Below are 26,497 nucleotides of genomic sequence, written 5' to 3' on the forward strand. Positions count from 1 at the left end.
CTATGGCTCGCAAAGAGACCATGGCAGAAAGGAAATATTGCAAAATGAAAAAAGATATCCATCCAGAATATCGCCCAGTTGTCTTCATGGACACAACTACTGGTTACAAATTCCTTAGCGGTTCAACAAAACGCTCTAACGAAACTGTTGAGTTCGAAGGCGAAACTTACCCATTGATCCGTGTGGAAATTTCATCAGACTCACACCCATTCTACACTGGACGTCAAAAGTTCACTCAAGCAGATGGACGTGTGGATCGTTTCAACAAAAAATACGGTCTCAAATAATAAAAAAAAAGAACAGTTTCAACTGTTCTTTTTTTTACTTCTTTTTATGAATCAACCACTACTATTATCTCAAAATCAAGCTTCAAGCTAGTGCCGAGAACTAATTTGAACAAGTTTAAAAAATATCGAAAAGAAGCTTGATATTGAGAATGGTTAAGATAATGGAAACTGCGTAGCCTAGGATTGTGTTCCACTTAGCATTGGTAAATTCTCCCATCAGTGACTTTTTAGAAGTCAGATAGATTAAGGGGAAGATTGAAAACGGAAGAGCGATTGACAGAAAGACTTGTGAATAGACCAATAACTGATCCAAGGTTTTTTCTTGATGTCCAAACGAGACGGCTACAATAATCACAGGGAGCAAGGCAAAAATACGTGTACCAATACGGATAATCCACTGAGGCAATCTTAGATGTAAGAAACCTTCCATGACAATCTGTCCTGTCAAGGTACCTGTAATAGTCGAATTTTGGCCACTTGCTAAGAGAGCTAGAGCAAATAAAGTTGACAGAGTTGAGCTGGCTATCGCTCCTGCTATTGTTGAATCCTGTAAAGCATTGTACATTTGAGAAAAAGCTGAAATTTCAGATGCATGACCAAAAAAGAGGGAGGCACCTAAAATGAGAAGCAAGGAATTGACAATAAAGGCTAAGGACAACTGAAGATTTGAATCCCAGGTCATAAAGCGAACTGCTTTTCGAACATCCTTCTTATCTTTGTGATTGATTTTCCTTGTTTGGGATAGAGAGGAATGAAGATAGAGATTATGGGGCATGACTGTCGCTCCTACAATTCCTAAAGCCAAGGTCAATTGGCTTTCATGGCCTGGCAATGGTGTTTCAAATAATGTAGGAGTCGGTAAATAACCACCAAAGATACCCTGAATACTTGGACTGGATAAGGCCACCAGATAGGTAAAGATGGCTAATATGGTTAAAATAAGAGTCGTAACAATGGCTTCAATTTTTTTGAAGCCAAATTTCATTAACAACAACAAAAGAAATACATCTAAAACGGTTAAGAGGATAGCGACCATAATTGGTATTTTAAACAAAAGATTTAAGGCAATCGCTGAGCCTAGAACCTCAGCTAAGTCTGTCGCCATTAAAGCCAATTCTAAAATCACCCATAAACTATAGCGAAGCCATTTGGGAGCATGATGAGCTGTTGCCTGTGCTAGGTCCATCCTAGTCACGATACCGAGCTTTCCAGCCATCTGTTGTAACTGCATAGCAATGATGGAGGAAATCAAAATAACAAATAAGAGACTATATTTGTAGGAAGCACCACCAACCACACTGGTAATCCAGTTTCCAGGATCCATATAACCAACTGCTACAAGGGCTCCAGGTCCTAAAAATGCTTTTAGATTTTGCCAAAAATGATTGTTATTCGGAGTTTCAATAGATTGGTTGATCTCAGAAAGAGAGACTTTTTTGTAAGAAGACATCGGAATTTTACACTTTCTAATCTGTCTTTACCTATTTTCTTAATGGAATTTTTGAAAATATCATGAAAATAGTTTCCTATTTCCAATTCTTCCTTATTATATCACATTTTAGAATGATTCTTAAGGAAAGAATGATAGTTAAAATAAGCAATATATGTATTGCAAAAGCCAGCGTTTTCTAGCGCTGGCTTTTTAACTGTGAAAATTTTTTCTCAACTAGATTGCTTCTGTGACAAAACTACGACTTTCTAGCACCTTGATCATGGCATCTGCTGTGTCTAGGGCTGTAAAGAGTGGCACACCGTGTTCAATAGCCGAACGGCGAATTTGCTCACCATCTTCGTCAGCAGTTCGTTTGGTTCCGACAGTATTGATGATCGCTTGGATTTTCCCTTTGCGGACAAAGCTTGGAATATCCTGTTCATCGTCACCAATCTTACCAACAGGTTGAGCATGCAGTCCATGACTAGCAAAGAAGGCTGCTGTCCCTTCTGTCGCAAGGATACCATAACCGATATTTTGGAAACGACGAGCTAAGTCCAAGGCTTCTTCTTTGGCATCATCTGCGATAGTAAAGACTACATTTCCAAAGGTTGGCAAGTGTAGGTAAGAAGCTTCAAAGGCTTTATAGAGGGCTTTTTCCAAAGTAGTATCAGAACCCATAACTTCACCTGTTGACTTCATTTCAGGACCAAGCAAGCTATCTACCTTAGCTAGTTTCGTAAAGGAGAAGACAGGTGCCTTGATATGAACGCGAGTGCTTTCTGGATAAAGTCCATCTTGGTAACCAAGTTCTTCAAGACTTTGACCAAGAATGAGCTTGGTCGCTACCTGAGCCATAGGAATATTAGTTACCTTAGAAAGGAATGGCACCGTACGGCTGGCACGTGGATTGACCTCAATAACATAGACTTTTTCATCCTTGATGACAAACTGGATGTTCATCATCCCAAGACAGTTAAGACCGATTGCTAGGCGTTTGGTGTAGTCTGCGATGGTTTCCTGCACCTTTTGAGACAAGGTTTGTGGAGGATAAACGGCCATTGAGTCACCTGAGTGGACACCGGCACGTTCGATATGCTCCATGATACCAGGGATGAGGACATTTTCCCCGTCTGAGATGGCATCAACTTCACACTCCTGACCAACGATGTAAGAGTCAACAAGGACTGGGTGGTCTGGACTGGCCTTAACAGCGGTACGCATGTAAGAACGAAGATCTTCTTCGTTTTCAACGATTTCCATAGCACGTCCACCCAAGACATAAGATGGACGAACGAGGACTGGGAAACCAATCTTGCGAGCAGCAAGCACAGCTTCTTCTTCATTAGTTGCTGTTTGTCCTGGTGGCTGTGGAATATCCAAGTCTTTCAGAGCTTGCTCAAAGAGGTCACGGTCTTCGGCACGGTCCAAGTCAGCTACTTGGGTACCAAGAATGGTCACACCTGCTTTTGCCAAAGGTTCCGCAAGGTTGATGGCTGTTTGACCACCAAACTGAACGATAACGCCTTTTGGTTGCTCCAAGTCGATAACATTCATGACATCTTCAAAAGTTAATGGCTCAAAGTAGAGCTTATCAGATACAGAGAAGTCCGTAGAAACGGTCTCTGGGTTTGAGTTCATGATGATGGCCTCATAACCAGCAGCTTGAATAGCCTTAACAGAGTGAACAGTTGCGTAGTCAAACTCAACCCCTTGTCCGATACGGATTGGACCAGAACCTAGTACTAGAACGGATTCCTTGTCAGATTTGATAGATTCATTTTCCCAACCATAGGTTGAATAGAAGTATGGTGTTTCAGAGTCAAATTCTGCCGCACAGGTATCGACCATCTTATAGACTGGAACAATCTTGTTTTCCAAACGTAGTTGGCGAACTTGGTCAGCTGTTGTTTCCCAAAGCTCCGCAATCTTACGGTCTGAAAATCCATTGAGTTTAGCTGTTTTCAAGACTTCTAGATCTTGTGGATGGGCACCCAACTCTTGCTCAATTTCAAAGATGTGCAAGAGTTTATCCAGATAGAAGAGATCAATCTTAGTCAATTCAGCAATTTCTTCTGGTGTGTAACCACGGTGAATAGCTTCTGATACGTAGAAGAGACGGTCATCTTGGGCCTTGACAACCTTTTCAATCAAGGCATCATCAGAAACGGTTGCCAGTTCAGGCATTTCATTGTGGTGAACGCCAATTTCAAGTGAACGACAGGCTTTTAGAAGAGATTCCTCGATGTTACGACCGATGGCCATGACTTCCCCAGTCGCTTTCATCTGAGTTCCAAGACGACGCTCACCTTTTTCAAACTTGTCAAATGGGAAACGTGGAATCTTAGCAACGACGTAGTCAAGGGCCGGCTCAAACATGGCATAGGTTGAACCTGTGACTGGGTTGATGACCTCATCCAAGGTCAAACCGACAGCAATCTTAGCTGCCAATTTGGCAATTGGGTAACCAGTTGCCTTAGAAGCAAGGGCTGACGAACGCGATACACGAGGGTTTACTTCGATAACATAGTACTTGAAGCTATGCGGATCAAGGGCCAGCTGAACGTTACACCCACCTTCAATCTTGAGAGCGCGGATAATGCTCAAGCTCGCGTCACGTAGCATTTGGTTTTCATAGTCTGACATAGTTTGCGCAGGGGCAAATACAATGGAATCCCCTGTGTGAATCCCAACGGGGTCAAAGTTTTCCATGTTACAAACAACGAGGGCATTGTCAGCTGAGTCACGCATGACCTCGTACTCAATTTCTTTAAAACCGGCAATGGAGCGCTCAATCAAACATTGGGTAACGGGTGACAGTTTCAACCCATTTTCAGCGATTTCACGCAATTCTTCCTCATTGGCACACATACCACCACCAGTACCACCAAGGGTGAAGGCTGGACGGACGATAACTGGGTAGCCGATTGACGCCGCAAAGGCAACAGCTTCTTCCACTGTGTTGACAATTTCAGATTCAGGGATTGGTTGCTCAAGCTCTTCCATTAATTGTTTAAAGAGGTCACGGTCCTCTGCTTGGTCAATGGCAGACAATTTAGTTCCGAGAAGTTCTACACCAAGTTCATCTAAAATTCCGTTTTTAGACAATTCCATGGCCATATTGAGACCTGTTTGCCCACCAAGGGTTGGGAGCAAGGCATCTGGACGTTCCTTACGGAGAATACGCGTCACAAACTCGAGTGTAATCGGTTCGATGTAGACCTTGTCCGCAATCTCCTTATCTGTCATGATAGTGGCAGGGTTTGAATTCACCAAGATAACTTCATAACCTTCCTCTTTCAAAGACAAGCAGGCCTGGGTCCCAGCATAGTCAAACTCAGCAGCCTGACCAATAATAATCGGACCAGAACCAATCACCATAATTTTTTGAATATCAGTACGTTTAGGCATAGTTTATGATACAAAGCCCGTCAAGAACAAAGTGAAAATAGGAAACTCGGTGCAGACGCCTTCAGCGTCAAAACGATGTTTATCTTTTTCACACAGTTCTTAGGGCGTGTTCACTTCCGCGAACAATGTATCTTCTCCTTTCTATTCGTCGCCTCACAGGGCGACATTAAATAAATTCTCCGATGATTTTTCAATAATAAATCGAGTGTAAAACATTTCAATATCTCTTTGCTCAACTAAAAGAAAGGACTTGCCTTTTCATTCGACAAGCCTCTGACAGAGTTTCTTATATCAGCGATTAGCAGATTTAAACGACTCCATCATTTCGATAAATTCATCAAAGAGATAGCTTGCATCGTGCGGTCCTGGAGCTGCATCTGGGTGGAATTGCACAGAGAAACCTGGTTGGTATCTGTGACGCACACCTTCAACTGACTTGTCATTTATTTCTTCGTGGGTAATAATCAAATGCTCTGGCAAATCCTCACGGCTAACCGCATAACCATGGTTCTGGCTAGTAAAGTCTACTCGGCCTGTTGCAATTTCACGCACTGCATGGTTAAATCCACGGTGACCAAACTTCATCTTGTAGGTCTTGGCTCCATTTGCCATAGCAAAAAGTTGGTGTCCCATACAGATACCAAAGATTGGAATTTTTCCTTGCACACCACGAATCATGTCCAGTGCTTGGGGAACATCTTCTGGGTTACCTGGACCATTTGACAACATGACCCCGTCAGGATGGAGATGGAGAATTTCTTCTGCAGTGGTTGTGTATGGAACCACGGTCACATTACAATTACGCTTAGAAAGTTCGCGTAAGATTGAGTGTTTAAGACCAAAGTCTACCAGTACGACACTCAATCCAACTCCAGGAGCAGGATAAGCTGTCTTTGTAGAGACTTGTTTGATATTATCTGTCGGTAGAACTGTCGCTTGGAGCTGGTCTGTTATATGGTCCATGGTATCACCAACATGCGTAAGGGTGGCACGCATGGTACCATGCTTACGGATGATCTTTGTCAGAGCCCGTGTGTCAATTCCTGAGATACCTGGAATTTTCTTAGCTTTCAAAAATTCATCCAAGGTCATTTGATTGCGCCAGTTGCTGGCTCTACGCGCTTCTTCAAAAACTACTACTCCTTTACAGGTAGGATTGATGGACTCGTAGTCGTCACGGTTAATTCCATAATTTCCCACCAAAGGGTAGGTAAAGGTTAAGATTTGTCCATTATAAGACTGGTCTGTTATGGATTCTTGGTAACCAGTCATCCCTGTGTTAAAGACGATTTCCCCTGTTACATCAATATCTGCTCCGAAGGCCTGGCCTTCAAATACTGTCCCATCTTCTAATACTAGAAGTCGTTTTTTCATCTACTCACCTCTCGTTGATACTCTCAGATATCTTTTAACGCTTTGTGCCTTATTTGGCTTTTCTGTAGGCCAGCACAGATTCTAAAATTGCCATTCTGACAAAGACACCGTTGGTCATTTGCTGAACAATACGTGATTTTGGTGCTTCAACTAAATGGTCTGCGATTTCAACATCACGATTGACTGGAGCTGGGTGCATGAGGATTGCTTTTTCTTTCAAGCGGTCATAGCGTTCTTGTGTCAAACCATGCTGGATATGATAGTCTTCTTTTGAAAATCCTGTCACAATTTCATGACGTTCATGCTGCACACGAAGAAACATCATAACATCTACTTGATCAATCACCTCATCAATTGATACAAAGCGACCGTAATGTTCAAACTCCTCACTTCTCCATTCCTCAGGACCTGCAAAGTAAAGCTCCGCTCCCAAGCGTTTAAGGATTTGCATATTAGACTTAGCTACCCGTGAGTGGTTTAGGTCGCCAGCAATAGCCACCTTAAGACCTTCAAAATGTCCAAATTCTTCATAAATTGTCATCAAATCAAGCAAGCTCTGGCTAGGGTGTTGCCCTGAACCGTCCCCACCATTGATAATCGAAGTTGTGATGGTTGGGCTAGCAATCAATTCTCTGTAGTAGTCCACTTCTGGATGGCGAATGACACAGGCATCTACTCCCAGAGCAGACAAAGTTAGAATGGTGTCGTAGAGTGTTTCACCCTTGTTCACTGAACTGGTCTTCACATCAAAATCTAGTAGATCAAGTCCAAGTTTCAGTTCTGCCACTTCAAAAGATTTGTGGGTACGAGTTGAACTTTCAAAGAAAAGGTTGGAAACGATATGCTGTTCCTCATAAGAAGCACTCGCTCCATTTTTAAATTCAATTCCGCGTTTGATCAATTTCATTACTTGTTCTACAGTAAGGTCTTCCATAGAAACGACATGTTGCAAAGCTTGTTGATTTTCTGACATTTTTTTTACTCCTTTTAGTGTTTTAGGCTTGTTCTGTGATTAGTACTCTGTCTTGTCCATCTAGTTCTGTCATCTCTACGATGATTTCTTCAGAACGACTGGTTGGGATGTTTTTTCCAACATAGTCCGGACGGATTGGAAGTTCTCTGTGGCCACGATCAACCAAGACTGCCAAACTCACACGAGCAGGGCGACCATGGCTAACAATATTGTCAATAGCAGCTCGGATAGTCCGACCAGTGTAGAGTACATCGTCCACCAAGATGACTTCCCGATCTGTCACATCAACAGAGATTACAGAGGTATCTTCTCCACTTTTGACATCGTCACGGAAAGGTTTAGTATCTAGTTCTACCACTGGAACAGCGATATTTTCTAACTGTTCCAAGCGTTCTTGGATACGACGAGCGATAAAAACACCTCGCGTTTTAATACCAGCCAAAACGATTTTATTCAAATCTTTGTTTCGCTCAATAATCTCGTAGGTAATCCGAGTAATCGCTCGTTTGACGGTCAATTCGTCTACAACTTCTTTTGTCCTCATGACAAACCTCCAAAAAGAAAAGTCTCCTTAACAAGGAGACTTCAGAATGTATAGCCAAGCCAGCCCTACTGTAAAGAGTATAGACTTCTGCTATCTATTGATCCGACTCCTTGCCTGCCTCACGGGACAGGTTTAAAGGAATATTTTATTGTTATTACTATATCACAAAGAAAGGAGCAATGCAAGAAAAAAACATAAAATTTTCATCTTATAACGAACTAAAATCATATAATTGTGGATAGTGATCGCATTCTGGATTTTTTGGATGACAGATGGCCCGTCCAAAGTAAATCATGGCTTGATGGGCTGCCAACCATTTCTCTGGTGGCAGAATGTCCATGACACGTTTTTCTACTTCAAAGGGCGTAGCTGATTTTTTAACGATATCATGGTGCTTGCAGATACGTTCAACATGGGTATCCACTGCAAAGGCTGGAATTCCAAAGCCCACGCTCATGACTACGTTGGCTGTTTTGCGTCCAACACCTGCTAGGCTTTCTAATTCCTCACGAGTTTGAGGTACTTGACCGTCAAAATCTTCCAAGAGTTGCTGGGCACATTTTTTAAGAAATTTAGCTTTATTGCGATAAAGTCCTAGACGGGAAATATGTGAGGCAATTTCACTTTCAGTCGCGACAGACATGGCTTGAGGCGTTGGAAAAGCTGCAAAGAGACCTGGTGTAGCCTTGTTGACAGCAGCATCTGTTGTCTGAGCTGACAACATCACCGCAACCAGGAGTTCAAAATGATTGGTAAAATCAAGGCTGGGTTTGGCGTCTGGGAAGAGGGCAATGATTTCTTCTAGCACCTTTCGTGCTCGTTTTTTTGACAAGACCATTATTCGTCTCCGTCAAATAGTCCTTGCAAGCCAGCAAATGGACTGTTTTCTTCTTTCTTGACTGCTTGTTGGGCTTGGTATTCTTCCTCAGTCATGATTTGCCAGTCATTTCCAGACACAAAACCTTGACCAGCTTCTTCTTCTGCTGTTAAGACCTTGATTGGAATGTTTAGCAAGATATTATCGGAAACGCTCTCAGCAAGGTCGATTTCCCCATTTTCGATAGGCAAGACCAAGTCATCGTCTAAAACTTCTTGATCCAGTTGGTTGGTTGCTCCTTCCATGAAGACCTCTGTCACTGGATAAGACTCCTCCAACTCAACTGGCTCCATACTGCGGCTGGAAGCAAGGACAATGGTATAAGATAGCTGATAGTCTAAGAAATACATACGGTCTTCGTACTGGATCTTTCCCACTGCTAGGATATCTTTAACATCTAAAATTTCTTGATTACGGGTACGCAAGTCTGCGACAAGGTCCAAAGTTTGTTCAAAGTGTAGGCCTTCAGGCTGCTTACGAATTTCTTGAATGTTTAACTTCATATTTCCTCCATAAAGATTTACTCACTTGATTATACCATGAAAAGCTATAAGTCAGCCTCCCAAACTTTGTAATTAAAATTCGAATTTTTTAACATATTTACTATGACATATTTTCTGATTAGTGCTATACTATAGGCAAGCAAGGAGGATGCTCATATGGAAGACAAAGCCCTGATTAACGAAGCTTACCAACTCCTTTCCGAGTTAAATAAAAGCTACCAAAGCTGCAAACAAGGAACAGCCGATGATCTTCGACTGCAAGAGCTGCTGAACACCACTCTTAAGGAACTTAAAAAAGCAGAAAAGATTGACAACAGTATCTTAATCAACCTTGAGAAATTTTACCAACGTACCAGTCTTCTGATTGGACTAGGTAGTCTAAAACTGAATGATCAAGCACGCACCGCTTGGCGCAACTATGACAAGTTCCACTACGAACATGTCAAACACGTATTGACTCTCTATGGACCTGTTTTTGGTTTTTAGAGCTTGAAATTACTTGTTTTCTATTGACAAAATTTCCTGAAAGGTATAGGATAGAGGTACTAATACTCGGAGGTAAGGGAGACATGAACAACTAAGTCTATCAAATAAAGAAACTTTATTTAGTAGATCTTGTTTTTGTCTCTTTTTGTGTGCTCTTTTTGTACTGGATTTTCTGGTACTTTATTCTCATTGAAAATCAAAAAACTAGAAAGCTATGCTCCTCTTGAGTTGGGTTAGGCAGCTCCAAGCTAGTTTGACGAACTTTTCAACGAGGATAATAGAGTTTTGACAGTGACTTTGGGCTCTACTAGATAAAGTAGAGCTTTTTGTTATGCACTATGGACATTCTAGAAAGGGCAACAATATGATAAAAATTAATCATCTAACTATCACGCAAAACAAAGATTTACGAGACCTTGTATCTGACCTAACCATGACCATCCAAGACGGGGAAAAGGTTGCTATTATCGGAGAAGAAGGAAATGGTAAATCGACTTTACTACGAGCTTTAATGGGGGAAGCATTACCTGATTTTACTATCAAGGGCGATATCCATTCTGATTGTCAATCACTGGCCTACATTCCTCAAAAATTCCCTGAAATCCTGAAAAATAGGACTCTACACGACTACTTCTTTTTGGATTCTGCTGATTTGGACTACAGCATTCTTTATCGTTTGGCTGAGGAGTTGCACTTTGATAGCGACCGTTTTGCTAGCGACCAAGAAATTGGCAGTCTATCAGGGGGCGAAGCTTTGAAAATTCAGCTCATTCACGAGTTAGCAAAACCTTTTGAGATTCTATTTTTAGATGAACCTTCAAATGACCTAGACCTTGAGACGGTTGATTGGCTAAAAGGTCAGATTCGAAAGATTAGGCAAACTGTTATTTTCATTTCCCATGATGAAGACTTTCTTTCTCAAACGGCTGATACTATTGTCCACTTGCGACTGGTCAAGCATCGGAAAGAAGCGGAAACGCTAGTCGAGCATTTAGACTATGATCGCTATAGTGAGCAGAGAAAGGCTAGTTTTGCCAGACAAAGTCAGCAAGCTGCTAACGACCAGAGAGCCTATGACAAAACCATGGAAAAACATCGCCGAGTTAAGCAAAATGTAGAAACTGCCTTACGTAACACTAAAAATGATGTTGCCGGTCGCCTATTGGCTAAAAAGATGAAAAATGTTCTCTCTCAAGAAAAACGCTTTGAAAAGGAAGCTCAGTCCATGACCCAAAAGCCACTTGAAGAAGAACAAATCCAACTCTTCTTCTCAGATATCCAACCATTAGCGGCTTCTAAAGTCTTAGTCCAACTGGAAAAAGAAAATTTGTCCATTGGTGAGCGCGTTTTGGTTCAAGGACTTCAACTAAATATCCGTGGCCAAGATAAAATCGGTATCATCGGGCCTAATGGTATTGGGAAATCAACTCTGCTAGCCAAGTTGCAACAACTGCTCAGCGCCAAAAGAGAAATTTCGCTTGGTTTTATGCCACAAGATTACCATAAAAAACTGCAATTGGATTTATCTCCAGTAGACTACCTCAGCCAAACTGGACAAAAAGAGGAACTACAGAAAATCCAATCTCTCCTAGCCAGTCTCAATTTCAGCTATCCAGAGATGCACCACCAAATCCGCTCCCTATCTGGCGGGCAACAAGGTAAACTCCTACTTTTGGATTTAGTGTTGCGCAAACCGAACTTTCTTCTTCTGGATGAGCCCACACGAAACTTTTCTCCCACCTCTCAACCCGAAATCAGAAAACTATTTGCCTCCTATCCCGGCGGTCTAATCACTGTTTCGCATGACAGACGCTTCTTAAAAGAGGTCTGTACGAGTATCTATCGTTTGACAGAAAATGGCTTGGAAGTCGTTGATTTACAAGATTTATAAATGTTGAACATAGCAAAAATCCAGAGTGATTTCTCCGGATTTTTTTACATGTGTTTCAAGCGTTCGATTCGTTCTGAGATAGGTGGGTGGGTATAAAAGAGTTTTTGTAGCCCCCCACCTTTCTTGGGATCATTAATATAAAGAGCGCTGCTGGCGTCTTTTACGTGACAGATTATGCTCTGACTTTTGTTTAAATTGTATAAGCTAGAAATCATTTTTTACTATCTTACAGCTCAAAGCATTCTAATGTAGCATTATCTCATGTACAAAAAGCAAAATGCAACCAGATTATTGAGGACATGCAAAAGAATGGAATTCCATAGGTTGTCAGAAGTCTTATACCTTACCCCAAATGCAAATCCCATACCTAAATAGCTGATAAAGCTAGGAATAGTATAGGGACCATGAAGATAAGCAAAAAGAAGCGATGTGGCAAACAATCCAAAATATGTATTCTTAAATACTATCCCCTGTAACATACCTCGCATAAAGATTTCTTCCGTGACAGGTGCCAAAACACAGAGATCCACAAAAAGTACAGACCATGAAAGTGATAAACTTTGCACAGCTTGAGTTGTGTCTGATTGGGTAGGGCCTAAAAAATTGACCAAAATATAAAAGAGGAAAAGCAAGGCGTATGAAAGAAAACATTTAAGAATATCTTTTAGGCGGATTTTCCGAATGTGAAACAAGTCATACTTTTTTCCTACATATAAAAATATTGCAAGTTCAACAAGGGTAAAAAGGATGGATAGCGTTAATGAATTTATTCGCATGATTTTCTCTGCTATACTCAAATGAATTGGCATAAAAATCAAAATCAAGAAAAACGTCATCCAGCGCTTATACATCATTCACCTCAATAATATAGAATTACATATATTATACTATTTTTTGGTGAGATAACAAGTTAAAAGCGAGATACTAAAAGCAAAAATCCAGAGACGACCTCTGGATTTTTTTTACATGTGTTTCAAACGTTCGATTCGTTCTGAGATAGGTGGGTGGGTATAAAAGAGTTTTTGAAGCCCGCCACCTTTCTTAGGATTATTGATATAAAGAGCGCTGCTGGCATCGTCAACATGGTGATGCATCGGCTCGCTATTGTCCAACTTACGCAAGGCATTGATCATCCCTTGAGGATTGCGAGTCAGCTCCACACTGGATGCATCCGCCAGAAATTCCCTCTGACGGGAAATGGCAAGTTGCACCAAGGTTGCTGCGAGAGGTGCTAGAACAATGGCTAAGAGCGAGACAACAAGCATGATAATCTCCAAACCATTTCCATCTCGATCGTCGTCACTTCGTCTGCGACCAGCGCCACCCCACCACATCATCCGTCCTGCCATACTAGACAGAAGGGTAATGGCACTGGCAAGGGCAACAGCAATGGTCGAAATGCGAATATCGTAGTTTCGGATATGGCTGACCTCATGGCCCATAACAGCTTCTAACTCCTCACGATTCATGATAGCTAGAAGACCCGACGTTGCTGCAACTGCTGCATTCTGAGGATTTGAACCTGTTGCAAAGGCATTTAAAGAAGAATCCTCAATGATGAAAACACGCGGCATGGGAATCTGAGCGACCATGGCCATATCTTCTACTACATGGTAGAGGTCTGGTGCTGTTTGTTCATCAACCTCACGCGCCCCATTCATAGACATGACAATCTCTGTTGATTGAAAGATCATGGTCAGAGCGTAGATAAGGCCGATAATCAAGGCAATAATCATGCCACCAAGACCTGAGCGCATGAAGAGATAGCCAACCGCATAACCAACCAAGGCCAAGAGTAGGAAGAAAACCAGCAACAAAATCCAGGTTTTTCGTTTATTGCTCGCAATTTGATCAAACAACATCTTAGTCACCTAAACCGCTAAAATCGACTTTCGGAACTGCCTTTTCCTCTTCAGGTGTTTGAAGGAAGTCTGCAGCTTTAAAGCCAAATAGTCCTGCGATGATGTTACTTGGGAAGCTTTCAAGTTTTACATTGTAGTTGCTGACAACACTGTTGTAGAGTTGGCGAGAATATGAAATTTTATTTTCTGTATTAGTCAACTCTTCTTGCAATTTGATAAAGTTAGCACTAGCCTTCAACTCTGGGTAATTCTCTGCTACTGCAAAGATACCAGAAATCTGGCGAGTAAGAGCATCACTGGCCTTCATAGCTTCTGCCGGTGAAGTTGCTGTAGCTACTTGTCTACGAAGTTCTGTTACTTTTTCCAAAGTAGAACCTTCATATTTCGCATAGCCTTTGACTGTTTCAATCAAGTTTGGGAGGAGATCATTACGACGCTTCAATTGAACATCGATCTGACTCCAAGCCTCCTTGGTCTGCATACGATTTTTAACCAAACCGTTATAGCTAACAATCACAAAAATAACAATCAGAGCCAAAACTCCAAGAATAATCCAAGTCATAATCTTATTCCTTTCTGCTTTTAGATTAATACCAGTATATCAAAATTTTAATGAATATGGTAAAATAAGATGATACTAGAGAAGGAAAAAACTATGAAACCAGAAACATTTTACAGCCTACTAACTGAGCAAAATATTCCACTTTCTGACCAGCAAAAGAACCAATTTGAACGGTATTTTGAACTCTTGGTCGAGTGGAATGAAAAGATTAATTTGACGGCTATTACAGACAAGGAAGAAGTTTATCTCAAACATTTTTATGATTCGATTGCACCCATCCTGCAAGGCATGATTTCAAATGAAACTATCAAACTTCTTGATATCGGGGCTGGGGCAGGATTTCCTAGTCTGCCCATGAAAATTCTCTACCCTCAGTTAGATGTGACCATCATTGATTCGCTAAATAAGCGCATCAACTTCCTTCAGCTTTTGGCTCAAGAGCTGGAGCTGGATGGTGTTCACTTCTACCATGGTCGTGCAGAAGACTTTGCCCAAGACAAGAACTTCCGCACCCAGTTTGATATAGTGACGGCTCGCGCGGTTGCTCGCATGCAGGTCTTATCTGAATTGACTATCCCTTATCTTAAAGTCGGCGGAAAACTATTGGCACTCAAGGCCAGCAATGCTCCTGAGGAATTGCTAGAAGCTAAGAATGCCCTCAACCTCCTTTTTAGTAAAGTAGAAGACAATCTCAGCTATGCCCTGCCAAATGGAGATCCGCGCTACATCACTGTGGTAGAAAAGAAAAAGGAGACGCCTAACAAATATCCACGTAAGGCTGGCATGCCTAACAAACGCCCGCTTTAATCCTATCAATAGCGCGCCCTTGTTTAAAGTTGAGTAAAAATGATTTACAAAATCATTTTTTTCTGCTATACTATCACAAGCAAAGGTTTTTAATGTCATCCTGTGAGGTGACGAAGACGCGGATATATATGAAGTTCTTTAAGAATGGAATAATCTATTTTAAAGAAGTCTTACTCTGAGAGCCTATTGCTGTAAAATAATGGGCTCTTTTTTGATGCCCAAAAGTGAGGTTTATATGAAACAAGAATCAACTGTTGATTTGTTACTAGACGTTGACCAACGTCCTTCAGCTGGAAAAGGAATTCTCCTTAGTTTCCAACACGTTTTTGCCATGTTTGGTGCAACCATTCTCGTTCCCTTAATTTTGGGAATGCCCGTATCGGTTGCTCTCTTTGCATCCGGTATTGGAACACTTATCTACATGATTTCTACTGGCTTTAAGGTTCCAGTTTATCTAGGTTCTTCATTCGCCTTTATCACAGCTATGTCTCTAGCCATGAAAGAAATGGGAGGCGATGTCTCTGCTGCTCAAACTGGAGTTATCTTGACTGGTTTGGTCTATGTCCTTGTAGCAGCAAGTGTTCGTTTTGCAGGTACGAAATGGATTGATAAACTCTTGCCCCCAATCATTATCGGACCTATGATTATCGTTATCGGTCTTGGTCTTGCTGGTTCTGCTGTAACGAATGCTGGACTCGTAGCAGACGGAAACTGGAAAAACGCCCTTGTAGCCGTCGTGACGTTCTTGATTGCCGCTTTTATCAATACAAAAGGAAAAGGTTTCCTTCGTATCATTCCTTTCCTCTTTGCCATCATCGGTGGGTATATCTTCGCTATGATGCTTGGTTTGGTTGACTTTACCCCAGTCCTTCAAGCCAACTGGTTTGAAATTCCTGGTTTCTACTTGCCATTTAGTACAGGTGGAGCCTTTAAAGAGTACAACTTGTACTTCGGTCCTGAAACAATCGCCATCTTGCCAATCGCTATTGTAACCATTTCTGAACACATCGGAGACCACACAGTTTTGAGCCAAATCTGTGGCCGTCAATTCCTAAAAGAACCAGGACTTCACCGTACGCTTCTCGGTGACGGTATCGCGACATCTGTATCTGCCTTCCTCGGTGGACCAGCTAATACGACTTACGGTGAAAATACAGGGGTTATCGGGATGACTCGTATCGCTTCTGTCTCTGTTATCCGTAACGCAGCCTTTATCGCCATTGCTCTTAGCTTCCTAGGTAAATTCACTGCCTTGATTTCAACTATTCCAAATGCTGTGCTTGGTGGGATGTCCATCCTTCTCTACGGAGTTATCGCCAGCAACGGTCTAAAAGTTTTGATTAAGGAACGTGTTGACTTCAGTCAAATGCGTAACCTCATCATTGCTAGTGCTATGTTGGTTCTTGGACTTGGTGGAGCCATCCTCAAAGTAGGACCAGTTACCCTTTCAGGTACTGCCCTATCAGCTATGACAGGTATCATATTAAACTTGATCTTACCATACGAAAATAAAGACTAGTCATCTACACACACAAAATCCACTCAGTTGAGTGGATTTTTCTGATTTCTTACCTTCCCCACGCAATCAAGAGATACATGAGGCTAGAACCAAACATGTCTGCCAGAGCATGTATGAAGAAAAATGGCAAAAGACTTTTAACCTTATACTTGTATAGAAAATAATAGAATAAACCATAAACTACACCAATAACCAGTGCCCACACCAATCCTTGATAAGTGTGAAAAGAAATCCGAATGAGGGTAGAATAAAACAAAACCCGCCACTTGTGCTTTTCTTTCACTGAGGTCAACAACCCTAGAAAGAAAAACTCTTCATAGAAGCCGTTTAGCAAGGCATAGGCAATTGCCATCGGACTAAGAGCTAGGAATTTCCGTATAACTTCCATGGGATCTATGTGGACAAAAAGAGCTGGATTTAAGTAATTGTATTCACCAGTTAGTGTCGTCACCAAGTCTCCAAACAATCCCACAATAGCAAATATAAAAGGAACCCAAAAGAGAAGGGACCAGGTCCAACGAATAGGAAGTTGTTTGAAATCATAATTCCGAATCAAAAGGTAAAGCAAGGCCAAGGTCAGAAGTATCACTTGCAAGGTGAAGTTGCTCGAATAGGCTGCTCCTTCGCCGACAGTATTACTTGCCGTATCCATTGTAGTTGACAAACCTGTCGGAAACATACTTGCTAAAAAGAGCTCCGTTGAACGAATGATAAACAGGCCAAACATTAGAACTGTGATAATCAAAATGTCAAACCATCTCAAGTAGCGCAGGGGCTTAGTCGGGTGAATGCTTTGTAAAATTTTCATATCTCCTCCTTCTAGCAGTTAAAGATTGGTTTATTGTAAGAAAAGAAACTTAAAATTCTATAAAATTCCACTCCCATTCCTTATCCTTAATCAATATTTCGATAGGATATTCAAACCAACCACTTTTTACGAGTAACTAGTTTCTCATTCAATCTTCCGTTTGTTTTCTATCAACAAATCTTTCAAAGAAATAATGGTTACTGCAAGTAAAATCATGGCCATACCAACAAAGTCAATCGCGTAGAATTGTTCCTTCATAATCAGAAAGGCAAAGAAAATGGCTGAAATTGGCTCTATGGAAGCCAATAAACTAGACTTAACTGGTCCTATCAGACTAGCTCCTTTTAGAAAAGCGGTGTAGGCGAAGACAGTTCCGATAATGATAATCCCAGCAAATGCAAAGAGAAAATCCAAACTGGTCGGTATGCTGGCCTGCAAAACTCCTGTGAAGGGAATAGCCACTACTCCAGAAATAACCATGCCCACACCAATCACCAACATACTTCCCCACTTCTTAATCAAAGTGATAGGAAGGATGATATAGAGGGCATAGGTCAAGGCAGAAAAGAGACCCCAGAAAAGACCAGCAGGTGTGACAGACAACTGGTCAAGTTCCCCATGAGTCGCGATAAGAAAAGTCCCTCCGATTGCTAAAACAATCGAAACAATCTCAGCCAGTGTTGGTGCCACCTTGTCCTTGATACAAGTATAAATCAATATTCCAACAGGACATACATACTGGAGAACCGTAGCCGTTCCAGCATTGGTTTCCTGAATGGCAGAAAGATAGGCAAACTGGTTTAAGAAAAGTCCAAACACTGCAAATAGCAACAGAGATAGTAGACTTTTTTTGTCTTTTAAAAAAGCAAAGAGTTTATCCTTTGCAGTCGCATAGGTTAAAAATACCAGAGCCAATCCTGCAATGATAAGTCGCAGATCGGTCAAGACTAGAGCGGAAATCCCGTGCGCCATCAGGTATTGGCCACTAGTTCCAGACAAGCCCCAAGCAATCCCTGCAACCACTGTGAATAACGTTCCTTTTACGGTTTTTGACATGCTTTCTCCCTACTCTTCCCTACGAATCATATCCATGACTTGATTTCGATCAACTATCCACTGAGCGCGTTCATCCTTCTCATACGTTCGATTGGATAAAAAGATAGCGGCTTCCTGTTTCTCTCGATTCCACATGATGAAGGTACCTGTATAGCCCGTATGGTCGAGCCAGGTTCCCTCCAGATTCCAAGCTAGAGAACGCTCCTTATCATCTAAGGGAGAGTAATTTCGGCTCAAGTTTTCAGCAAAATCATCTTTCAAGTAATGTTCCAGAAAGATCTGCAAATCCTTAACAGTCGAAAACAAACCAGCACTTCCTGTGTGTTTCCCTAATAGACGAGCTTTGGGATCGTGAATGATTCCGGCCTTCACTCCTCTCACTGTTGGTACAGCATGCTCTACGGGGCCAAACTTGGTTTCCGTCATTCCCCATGGGTTCAAAACTTGTTCTTCTATAATCTGATCCAAGTCTTGTTCAAAGATTTTTTCTAAAAGAAAGCCCAAGAGTAAAAAGTGAACATCTGAATAGAGGAAGGCAGGCTGATTTCGTCTGTTGAGGTAAAACATGGCTTCTTTTAATTCAGTAGCTGTCAAGAGATCCCGATTGGGAATAAAGGGATCTAAGTCTGTAGCATGGGTCAGAAGTTGCCGTATAGTAATATCTGGGTAATCACACTCAGCTAAAAAATTCGTCACCGGTCGATCAATATCTAATATGCCCTGCTGCCACAAGAAGGTAAGAACCGTCCCTACTCCCACAACCTTACTCACACTGGCCAGGTCATAGACTAGCCCGTCCTCTGTCTTCAAGCCCCGTTCTGGATCACTCAATCCTAGATAAGACTCTCTCCATTCACCATCCTTAAAATACGCAAAAGAGGCCCCGGGATAGACCCCTGCCTCAATTTGATCTTCTATTTTTCTTTGAATTTTTTCCAACTTCATGCTTCTTCAAACCACAATTCGATGTTATTGGTATCTTTACCAAGGAAGAATTTTTCAGACTTAGGAACAAAGTAGCCTGTCTTTTCAAATTTCTGACGAAGACTGGTTAAATCTAAATCCTTCACTAAAAATTTTATCATAGATAAATCCCAAGTGACGTTGTTTTCAACAGTCAAATCTGGACCTTGCCCTTCCGTAAAGGTGATAACTGTCCCAACTTTTTCAGGATCGAGTATACTCTCCGTCCCCTCAGGCAAACGCAACTCCATAGAAATCTCAAATTGACTCAAGTATTTTGTACTTTTATTTGAAGAAAATTCAGGAACAGTTTCCAGTGGAACCAAATCTCTTATATCATTTTCCGCATGAACAAGAATCACATCCTGTTCAGGAGAAACAATATCAAAAGCATACCCACAGCTTCCTTTAAACAAGCGAGGAAGGGACTCCATCTGATAAAGAAGAGCCTCTATTTCTGAAGGATTTTCTACTTTGATCAAGAGTCTAGCTAGTTTCTTAAGCCCTTCAACTTTCCGAGTACGCATACTGGGAGCCTCTTCAAGAATCAACTTTTCAACACCTGTTTGGTCACCAAGTGAAAGGAAAGCAGATTCTTCTAATAAGGGCTTCATCCCAAGAGTTTCAATGTAAAATTTTTCATTTAATTTTCGGTTATTGACCTTCAAAGTCGGAATAATTTGTATCATTTGATTTGCATTCATAGCTTCCTCCAACTCTTTTATTTTAAAGGATTTTAGGATTTTTTACAAGCTATTCCACTTAAATTCTAGAATTTTTTACAAAAATTTCCGATAAAAAAACTGGGGTTCCCCAGTTTCATTTTATTATAGGTAAAGTAGTTTAAAGACTGCTACTGCTGCAATACCAGCTGCGATTGGTGCTACAACTGGAACCCATGCATACCACCATTTTGAATCACCCTTGTGTTGACCAAGAACTGATTTTGGAAGGAGTTCGTGAAGAAGACGTGGTCCAAAGTCACGAGCTGGGTTCAAACCAGGTCCAGTAGGTCCACCGAGTGAAGTTACCAAGGCCATCACGAGGAAACCAAGTGCCAAGTGAGCAACTGAAAGACCAGCAGCTGTGTGTGGTGCTACTTGAGCTTTTACTGCCAATTCACTTAAGTCAACAGTTTGACCAGCTTGAGTAGCCATTTGTTTCATGTATTGAAGAACCTCAGCACCGAAGAAGTTTTTAGTCATTCCTAGGGCTGCAAAGAACAAAATAAACGAACCGACAAACTCATTGATAAAACCATTTACACTTGCTGCGAAACGTGATTCTTTTGTACCGTGATCAACACTTGAAATCGTTGAGAAAGTACCTAAAATGTTATTAGAATTCTCTGTTTTCAAGTAGTAAGGACGGTGAGTTGCCACAACCATAGCTTGACCAAAAATCGCTCCTAAAACTTGCGCAAGGATGTAATATGGCACTTGTTCCCAAGGGAAAAGTCCGCTAACAGCAAGTCCAAGTGTGAAGGCTGGGTTGATGTGGTTACCAGATACATTACCGAACATCAAGGCTGGGATCATAACCCCCATACCATAACCAACCGCGATAACGAGCCAGCCACTTTGGTGACCTTTCGTACCTTTAAGTTCAACGTTAGCAACTGCACCATTACCAAGAATGATCAAAATGGCAGTTCCCAAAAATTCAGTGGCATATTTAATAGCCCATGTAAAATCCATTTGATAGATTCTCCTTAATTTTTTTAGACAATCCTTATTCTATCAATTTTTAGACCTTTTAGCAACAGATTTTCTAAAAGAATCTATGGAAAACGCTTTATTTAACTTATCTTTAAGAAAAGGACAAAAGAAGTCAAACTCCCTTCATCCTTTTCGTTACTCTTGACGCTGACCAAAGTCTGCAATCATCTGCTCCATCTCTTGGCGACTCGGAGTAGTCAGCATATAAAGGTAATCCCCTTGTAGCTCTGCAAAGGCTGCTGGCATGATTTTTTTGACCTTGAATTGCTGGCTGTATTTGGCAAGCAAGTCCTCTTCTGAATAAACATAGTTAGCATTGGCACGACGTGATGTAGCCAAACAATACTGGAGCTCAAACTCTGATGTAGGGAACTCTTCACCCGCGACAATAGCCGCATAACCTCGGTAGAGGTCAAAAGAGTGGGCATAATTGTAAACATCAATGGTAAAACCACCTGCAGGACGGTTATTGTACTCAATGGCAATGTAGTCGTCCCCATCACGGAAGAATTCGATATGGAAAAAGCGCTCTTTCATTCCAAATTCCTTGACTATGGCCTCACCATACTTGCGCAGTTTAGGATCCATATCCTTGAGCACATAGTAGGAATTGTCCATCTTATAAATCATGAGATCAAGTGGTGTATGGGCATAGTCAAAAGTCGTTGAAAAGACGATATTGCCATCCTTGTCCACAAGCCCGTCAAAGGTACAGATTTCGCTAGAAGTGACAAATTTTTCAAAGAAATACACGGTTGAATGGTCCCATTCTTGCTTGAAGTGACTGATATCGTCTTCTGTCTCAAGCTTAAAGGTTGCTGCTGCTCCCACTCCGTTATCAGGTTTGGCAATCATTGGTAGACCGATTTCTTTCACAGCTTTATCCACATCTGCTTCTGTCTGTATAACAGCTCCAGGTACCACAGGGACACCTGCTTTTTTGAAAAGTTTCTTCATTTCAGACTTAAACTTGGTCTTTTTGAGATCCTCTGGTTTGGCACCAAAGACATTAAATTGCTCACGAAGGGCTGCGTCTAGCTCAAGCCAGTATTCATTGTGGGACTCGATGCGGTCGATTGGACCATGCTTGTAGAAAAGGAAGGCTACTGCACGTTTGACTTCGTCTATGTTCTCAAGATTGTCCACACGGAAATACTCGGTCAAGCTATTGCGCAAAGGTTCATCTAGTTGTTCGTAAGGCTCCTGACCAATTCCCAAGACTGTGATGCCTTTATTAGCTAGCTCGATTGTAAACTGTTGGAAGTTTTGCGGATAGTAGGGAGAAATAACAAGGTAATTCATAGGCAACTCCTTTTATAGATACAGGTGTCCAAGAAAATAAGGCATTTGTTTACGCCACCATTCCCAGTCGTGGGCGACATCGTGTCCCCATTCAGCAAACCAGGCTGGAATTTGTTTCTGGTCAAAGGCTTCTTTGAGCTTGTAGAAAGATGGTAGACCGTCTTGTTCCCAGGCACCAAGTCCCGTACAAACGACAATCTCCGCCTGACGGTAACGATCGATAAACCAGCCGTCATTCTGATTCCAGATATAATCTACTGGCGAATTTTGGTAAATAGCATCATCATCATTGTAGTAATCGCCGACAAAGAAACGCGCGTCGTAAACACCGCTGAGAGCAATCACCTTGGTAAAGACATCTGGATGCTGGAGGAAAAAGTTGAGTGCATGGTAGGCACCCATTGAGCAACCTGTCGTCATCATGCCATCAAACCAACCTGTCTTATGCTTGATAAAAGGAATCGCCTCCTCAATCACGTAGCGTTCGTAGGCACGATGCATCTCTGCCTGGTCATGACCATTTTTCCAAGTAGCCAACCAGCTCTCACTGTCCACACTGGATAGAGTGAAGAACTGGACACGCCCTTCCTCGATAAAGGAAGCACAGGCATCAATCATGCCAAAATCATAGTATTCATTGTGACTGCCACCAGATGAAGCAAAAACAACAACTGGAATCCCAGCATGTCCATAACGGTTGAGGTACATTTCACGATTAAGATTGCCACTCCAGTGGCTGAGGTTTTCAATATGCATTGGCTTTCTCCTTTCTTAACTTACCATTTCTCTGCAAAAAATCGGAGACAGTCTGGTAAATTCTCCGACCATGGAATCTCACTATGGATGGCACCAGACTGAACTTTTAAGACAAGATTATCCAAGCCTACTCCACCTGCAATCAAATCATGGTAATAGCGAAGCGATGAGTCGATATAGGCTTGCTTGATATTGCCAGCCATCAAGGTCTTGTCCGTATCGTCTGCTTCTTCTGTTCCTACATAAATGAAAATGCGCTGATCAGGCGACAATTTCTTGCGCTCGATATAGCGGTTAAAGGCTTCTTGGTGGAGCCAGTTGGCAGATGAAAAGACACCTAGACAACCAATTCGGTCTTGGTATTCCAGTCCGATAAACTGGGTAATATTACCTCCTAGAGACGAACCAATCATAGCCGTATGCTGGCGATCAGCTTTGGTACGGTAGGTCTCATCGATAAAGGGCTTAACCACCTCCATGACAAATTCGGCATACTCCACACCCTTACCGCCAAACTGCTGGCCCGGAATAGGAGATTCTTGAAACTTCCAAGCTGCGTACTCATGCATCCGCCCCAAACCATCATTGTCAATGGCTACAACAATCATGCGACTGATGTCAGGATTCCGCTTAATAGCCGGAATAATCTTCCATGAATGACCAATGAAAGACTCCTTGCTGTAAAAGACATTTTGCCCGTCATGAAAGTAAACAACGGGGTAAAAACGGTCTGTATCTTTCTCATAATCCTTAGGAAGAAGAACACGCACACGACGCTCTTTTCCAGTATAAGGCACCTTAAGTTTGTGTTCTTTCATTTTTAAATAAAAGTAGGAATGATTCATTGTCAGAAAACTCTCTATATTCAAAATTTTATCTTATTATACCATAAAAATAGAAAAAAAGTCAGTAATTGTCCATTTTAAGGATAAATAACTAACTTTTCTCACTTAACATTCTAAATTCTTCTGGATTTTCTGATTAGAGGAAGTTGTCAATTAACTCATCGACAACATCTTTTTCAGCCTGAGGAGTTATCTTAGTAAGCATAATTCCAGCCACCGCTCGCTCAACCAAACCTTCAACATCCATGCGTTTTTCATACTGCTCTGCATTCTCTATCTTAGGATTGGTCTTAGGACGGTCAGGTGCAAAAATAGTACAGCAGTCTTCAAACGGCTGGATAGAAATTTCAAAGGTATCAATTTCCTGAGCGATGTCAATGATTTCCAACTTGTCCATAGTAACCACAGGGCGGATGATGGGAGTATTGGTCACAGCGTTGATAGCCTGCATACTTTCCAAGGTCTGGCTCGCTACTTGACCTAGACTTTCACCATTGATGATGACCAGACCCTTTCTCACCTCACGGATACGGTCAGTAATGCGCATCATAAAGCGACGCGTCAAGGTCATGAGATAGGCTTCTGGCGCCTTTGCCTTGATTTCTTCTTGAATCTCTGTGAAAGGAACTTCGATAAACTGGATATTGCCACCAAACTTGGTCAATTTACGGGTCAAATCTTGGGCCTTCTTGAGAGCTCCAGGGCTAGTGTATGGTGGGCTGGCAAAGTGAACGGCCTCGATATCCACTCCACGTTTAAGAGCTAGATAACCTGCTACAGGTGAGTCAATCCCTCCTGACAACATGAGCATCCCCTTACCAGAGGTACCCACTGGCAAACCACCTGCTCCCCGAATAGTTTCATAGGAAAGATAGGCCGCCTTCTCACGAATCTCCACCTGAAGAGTGATATCAGGATTTTTCATTTGAGCTTGAATAGTTGGGATTACGTCGAAAACAGCTCCACCAAGCGTTTGGTTGAGTTCACGACTGTCGAGTTCAAAGTTGTGATCGCTACGCTTACTAGAGATTTTAAAGGTCATGCCTTCCTTGTAGATGTCCTGCATAATCTCTTGAACAGCAGCCTTAAGCCTTACAACTGACTTTTCAACCTTATATACTGGAGAAAAATTTTGAATTCCGAAGACTTGTTTGAGAGATTCTGCCACTGCTGTGTAGTCAGCTCCATTGAGGTAAACGTGGGCACGGTCGCGATCAGCGGTTACCTTAACTTGGGGATAGATGGACAAAACATCTGAAATATTATTACGAAGTTTATTGATGAAACGCATACGATTTTTACCCTTGGTTGACAACTCTCCGTAGCGAATCATAATTTCTGAATACTGCATGAATGCTCCTATCTTACTTTTCTAGTTTGATTGTAAATTAATTTTAGTTTGGTCAAGAACTGCTCAACCTGACTCATATCATTTTCAAGGTCTAGGCTTAGGCGAACAGCTGACTGGGCCTTATCTTTGTCCACTCCCATAGCAATCAAGGTTCCCGCAGGTTTTCCAGCCTTGGATGAACAAGCAGAGGTTGTGGAGATGAAAATGTCATAGTCTTCAAATGCGTGAACGATGACTTCACCACGAACACCCTTAATCCCAAAAGTCAGGATATGGGAGGCGAAGTCTTCCTCATCTGAAAAGATAAGAATATCTGGATAGTCCAAAAGCGCTTGGCGAATGACTGATCTCATCTGTCCTGTCTTACTAGCAAAGATATCTAACTTTTCCATAGATAAACGGAGAGCTTTGGCTGTTGCGGCAATTCCTGCCACATTTTCAGTTGTCGAACGATAATCGCGCTCCTGACCACCACCAGTCAAAAGAGGCGTAATCTTCTTGCCAGACTTGATATAGACAAAGCCAACACCTCGAACACCGTGAAACTTATGACTCGAGAAGGTCGCAAAATCCACTCGATCTGTCAGATATTTTTCAGTCGGAATCTTAGCGAGTGCCTGAACTGCATCAACGTGGAAGGAAATGGTTGGTTTGTCTGCCAACAGTTCTGAGATGGCCTCAATAGGCTGGATAGAGCCAATTTCGTTGTTAACTGCCATGATGGAGACGAGGGTCGTATCAGGTCGTATCAAAGCTCCTATAGCCTCAACATCCACAAATCCTTTCTCATCAACCGGAGCAAAATCCACCTCAAAACCTTGACTTTTCAGCCAGAGGGCTGACTCCTTGACTGCTGGATGCTCAATAGCTGATACAATGATGTGCTTGCCAAACTGAGCTTTTTCAAAGGCCACACCCTTGATGACCCAGTTATCTCCTTCTGTTCCACCGGAGGTAAAGAATATTTCATCACTCTTCTTGCCAATCAAATCTGCAATTTGCTGCCGGGAAGCATCTAAAATTCGTGTTGCCTGATCTCCCAAACGATGGAGACTGGATGGATTTCCTACAATTTTTGAAGCGACCTGCATATAGGTCTCAAGTGCTTCAGGATAAGGCTTGGTCGTTGCCGAATTATCAAAGTAGATCATGTTTTCTCACGCTTTCTAA

Annotated in this window: 25 protein-coding genes and 1 pseudogene; 5 read left to right on the forward strand and 21 right to left on the reverse strand. The window is 41.9% G+C overall.

Annotation, left to right across the window (positions count from 1 at the left end; translation table 11 throughout):
* Positions 1-44: 44 nt before the first annotated feature.
* Positions 45-287, forward strand: a complete 243-nt coding sequence (locus tag GOM48_RS06440; RefSeq protein WP_000710762.1) for a type B 50S ribosomal protein L31 — start codon at positions 45-47, stop codon at positions 285-287.
* A 115-nt stretch (positions 288-402) separates the two neighbouring features.
* On the opposite strand, the gene GOM48_RS06445 is transcribed toward GOM48_RS06440, so the two are convergent.
* From GOM48_RS06445 to GOM48_RS06475, 7 genes are all read right to left on the reverse strand, one after another.
* Positions 403-1,737 (reverse strand): Nramp family divalent metal transporter, encoded by a 1,335-nt coding sequence (locus GOM48_RS06445; RefSeq protein WP_235096491.1) that lies wholly within the window; start codon positions 1,735-1,737, stop codon positions 403-405.
* 216 nt (positions 1,738-1,953) lie between these two features.
* Positions 1,954-5,130, reverse strand: coding sequence for a carbamoyl-phosphate synthase large subunit (carB, locus tag GOM48_RS06450; protein ID WP_235096492.1), 3,177 nt, complete (start codon positions 5,128-5,130; stop codon positions 1,954-1,956).
* A 291-nt stretch (positions 5,131-5,421) separates the two neighbouring features.
* Positions 5,422-6,504 (reverse strand): carbamoyl phosphate synthase small subunit, encoded by a 1,083-nt coding sequence (locus GOM48_RS06455; protein WP_235096493.1) that lies wholly within the window; start codon positions 6,502-6,504, stop codon positions 5,422-5,424.
* 49 nt (positions 6,505-6,553) lie between these two features.
* Positions 6,554-7,477: an aspartate carbamoyltransferase catalytic subunit gene (locus GOM48_RS06460; RefSeq protein ID WP_001293858.1), complete on the reverse strand. Its 924-nt coding sequence runs from the start codon at positions 7,475-7,477 to the stop codon at positions 6,554-6,556.
* A gap of 22 nt (positions 7,478-7,499) precedes the next feature.
* Positions 7,500-8,021 (reverse strand): bifunctional pyr operon transcriptional regulator/uracil phosphoribosyltransferase PyrR, encoded by a 522-nt coding sequence (gene pyrR / locus GOM48_RS06465; RefSeq protein ID WP_061416553.1) that lies wholly within the window; start codon positions 8,019-8,021, stop codon positions 7,500-7,502.
* Positions 8,022-8,229: 208 nt separating this feature from the next.
* Entirely contained in the window at positions 8,230-8,859 is a 630-nt protein-coding gene (gene nth, locus GOM48_RS06470; protein ID WP_235096494.1) for an endonuclease III, read from the reverse strand.
* The gene (locus GOM48_RS06475) at positions 8,859-9,401 is read right to left on the reverse strand and encodes a YceD family protein (RefSeq protein WP_235096495.1); all 543 of its coding nucleotides are present in this window, start codon (positions 9,399-9,401) and stop codon (positions 8,859-8,861) included. The genes nth and GOM48_RS06475 overlap by 1 nt, the downstream gene beginning before the upstream one ends.
* 156 nt (positions 9,402-9,557) lie before the next feature.
* Between GOM48_RS06475 and GOM48_RS06480 the strand changes: the two genes are divergently transcribed.
* Complete coding sequence (locus GOM48_RS06480; RefSeq protein ID WP_235096496.1) at positions 9,558-9,887, forward strand: helicase BlpT; 330 nt, start codon at positions 9,558-9,560, stop codon at positions 9,885-9,887.
* A gap of 331 nt (positions 9,888-10,218) precedes the next feature.
* A complete protein-coding gene (locus tag GOM48_RS06485; RefSeq protein ID WP_235096497.1) occupies positions 10,219-11,778 on the forward strand; it encodes an ATP-binding cassette domain-containing protein in 1,560 nt (519 codons plus the stop codon).
* Between the two features lie 44 nt (positions 11,779-11,822).
* Here the strand turns inward: GOM48_RS06485 and GOM48_RS06490 are convergent.
* The 4 genes and pseudogenes from GOM48_RS06490 to GOM48_RS06505 form a co-directional block, all read right to left on the reverse strand.
* A pseudogene (locus GOM48_RS06490) lies at positions 11,823-11,945 on the reverse strand (zinc metalloprotease HtpX); the annotation flags it as partial.
* 87 nt (positions 11,946-12,032) lie between these two features.
* Complete coding sequence (locus GOM48_RS06495) at positions 12,033-12,632, reverse strand: CPBP family intramembrane glutamic endopeptidase (RefSeq protein WP_235096498.1); 600 nt, start codon at positions 12,630-12,632, stop codon at positions 12,033-12,035.
* A gap of 108 nt (positions 12,633-12,740) precedes the next feature.
* Positions 12,741-13,640: a zinc metalloprotease HtpX gene (htpX, locus tag GOM48_RS06500; RefSeq protein WP_235096499.1), complete on the reverse strand. Its 900-nt coding sequence runs from the start codon at positions 13,638-13,640 to the stop codon at positions 12,741-12,743.
* Position 13,641: 1 nt separating this feature from the next.
* The gene (locus tag GOM48_RS06505) at positions 13,642-14,202 is read right to left on the reverse strand and encodes a LemA family protein (RefSeq protein ID WP_235096500.1); all 561 of its coding nucleotides are present in this window, start codon (positions 14,200-14,202) and stop codon (positions 13,642-13,644) included.
* A gap of 93 nt (positions 14,203-14,295) precedes the next feature.
* Between GOM48_RS06505 and rsmG the strand changes: the two genes are divergently transcribed.
* Positions 14,296-15,009: a 16S rRNA (guanine(527)-N(7))-methyltransferase RsmG gene (gene rsmG / locus GOM48_RS06510; protein WP_235096501.1), complete on the forward strand. Its 714-nt coding sequence runs from the start codon at positions 14,296-14,298 to the stop codon at positions 15,007-15,009.
* 235 nt (positions 15,010-15,244) lie between these two features.
* Positions 15,245-16,528: a uracil-xanthine permease family protein gene (locus tag GOM48_RS06515; RefSeq protein WP_235096502.1), complete on the forward strand. Its 1,284-nt coding sequence runs from the start codon at positions 15,245-15,247 to the stop codon at positions 16,526-16,528.
* Positions 16,529-16,577: 49 nt separating this feature from the next.
* Here GOM48_RS06515 and GOM48_RS06520 read toward each other — a convergent pair whose 3' ends face one another.
* The 10 genes from GOM48_RS06520 to GOM48_RS06565 all read right to left on the reverse strand — a co-directional run bounded on the left by GOM48_RS06520 (position 16,578) and on the right by GOM48_RS06565 (position 26,478).
* Entirely contained in the window at positions 16,578-17,336 is a 759-nt protein-coding gene (locus GOM48_RS06520; RefSeq protein ID WP_235096503.1) for a CPBP family intramembrane glutamic endopeptidase, read from the reverse strand.
* A gap of 144 nt (positions 17,337-17,480) precedes the next feature.
* Complete coding sequence (locus tag GOM48_RS06525; protein ID WP_235096504.1) at positions 17,481-18,392, reverse strand: DMT family transporter; 912 nt, start codon at positions 18,390-18,392, stop codon at positions 17,481-17,483.
* 9 nt (positions 18,393-18,401) lie between these two features.
* Complete coding sequence (locus tag GOM48_RS06530; protein ID WP_235096505.1) at positions 18,402-19,337, reverse strand: serine hydrolase domain-containing protein; 936 nt, start codon at positions 19,335-19,337, stop codon at positions 18,402-18,404.
* Positions 19,334-20,059: a CppA family protein gene (locus GOM48_RS06535; RefSeq protein WP_235096506.1), complete on the reverse strand. Its 726-nt coding sequence runs from the start codon at positions 20,057-20,059 to the stop codon at positions 19,334-19,336. Before GOM48_RS06535 ends, GOM48_RS06530 begins: the two co-directional genes overlap by 4 nt.
* Before the next feature lie 123 nt (positions 20,060-20,182).
* Positions 20,183-21,052, reverse strand: a complete 870-nt coding sequence (gene gla, locus GOM48_RS06540; protein WP_235096507.1) for an aquaglyceroporin Gla — start codon at positions 21,050-21,052, stop codon at positions 20,183-20,185.
* 156 nt (positions 21,053-21,208) lie between these two features.
* A complete protein-coding gene (locus GOM48_RS06545) occupies positions 21,209-22,375 on the reverse strand; it encodes an ATP-grasp domain-containing protein (RefSeq protein WP_235096508.1) in 1,167 nt (388 codons plus the stop codon).
* Between the two features lie 12 nt (positions 22,376-22,387).
* Entirely contained in the window at positions 22,388-23,131 is a 744-nt protein-coding gene (locus GOM48_RS06550; protein WP_235096509.1) for an esterase family protein, read from the reverse strand.
* A 20-nt stretch (positions 23,132-23,151) separates the two neighbouring features.
* A complete protein-coding gene (locus GOM48_RS06555; protein ID WP_235096510.1) occupies positions 23,152-23,976 on the reverse strand; it encodes an alpha/beta hydrolase in 825 nt (274 codons plus the stop codon).
* 136 nt (positions 23,977-24,112) lie between these two features.
* A complete protein-coding gene (thiI, locus tag GOM48_RS06560) occupies positions 24,113-25,327 on the reverse strand; it encodes a tRNA uracil 4-sulfurtransferase ThiI (RefSeq protein ID WP_235096511.1) in 1,215 nt (404 codons plus the stop codon).
* 8 nt (positions 25,328-25,335) lie between these two features.
* The gene (locus GOM48_RS06565) at positions 25,336-26,478 is read right to left on the reverse strand and encodes a cysteine desulfurase family protein (RefSeq protein ID WP_235096512.1); all 1,143 of its coding nucleotides are present in this window, start codon (positions 26,476-26,478) and stop codon (positions 25,336-25,338) included.
* Positions 26,479-26,497: the final 19 nt, after the last annotated feature.

The organism is Streptococcus oralis (assembly GCF_021497885.1).
Taxonomy (GTDB): domain Bacteria; phylum Bacillota; class Bacilli; order Lactobacillales; family Streptococcaceae; genus Streptococcus; species Streptococcus oralis_BQ.